Annotated in this window: 1 protein-coding gene; it reads right to left on the bottom strand. The window is 63.8% G+C overall.

What is annotated here, in order from left to right:
* A partial coding sequence (locus P9273_RS32035) for an IS481 family transposase (protein WP_278052568.1) occupies positions 1-689 on the bottom strand: 689 nt, incomplete at its 3' end.
* Positions 690-777: the final 88 nt, after the last annotated feature.

Here is a 777-nt window from a genome sequence, read left to right as displayed (position 1 = left end):
TTGGCGAAGGCCTTTGATCTGTAGCAGGAGCCGTTGTCGGTCATGACGCGGGCTATCGTGACGCCGAGGCTGGCGTAATAGGCGACCGCGGCCTTGAGGAAGGCGATGGCGCACTCCTTTTTCTCGTCGGGCAGGATTTGCGAGAAGGCGATGCGGGACGCGTCGTCGATGCAGACATGGACGAACTCCCAGCCGGCGCCGCGCGACTTGCCCTTTTGCGGATCGCCGGTGATACGATGGCCGACTTGGCTGAAGCGGCCGAGCTTCTTGATGTCGATATGGATCATCTCGCCGGGATGCTCCCGCTCGTAGCGCCGGACCGGTTCGGCCGGCTCGATATCCCTGAGCCGCGACAGCCCGGCACGCTTGAGAACCCGGCTGACGGTGGCGGGCGAGACGCCGACCTCATGGGCGATGTGCTTGCCGGTCAGCCGCTGGCGACGCAAGGCTGCGATGCGCTCGGCCACGGACTGTTCGGTCAGGCTCGGCATGACGGTGGGCCGCGACGAGCGGTCGACCATGCCGGCCCGCCCTTTGGTCTTATAGCGCTCGACCCAGCGCGCCACGATCTTGGCCGACACGCCATAGACGCGCGCCGCATGGGCTTTGGAAAAAGCGCCTTCTATCACCGATAACGCCATCTCCTCTCGACGCAGCGGTGTGAGACGGGCATTCTTGTGGATGTTCATTCGGACCCTCCGATGGATGCTGAAGCGTGGTAACTCCAGTCTCCTCGGTCCGGTCCGAATGGACAACCTCTCGAAAGCTCACACCTAG

Source organism: Mesorhizobium sp. WSM4935 (assembly GCF_029625735.1).
Taxonomy (GTDB): Bacteria; Pseudomonadota; Alphaproteobacteria; order Rhizobiales; family Rhizobiaceae; genus Mesorhizobium.
This window is presented reverse-complemented; position numbering and strand designations above follow the sequence as displayed.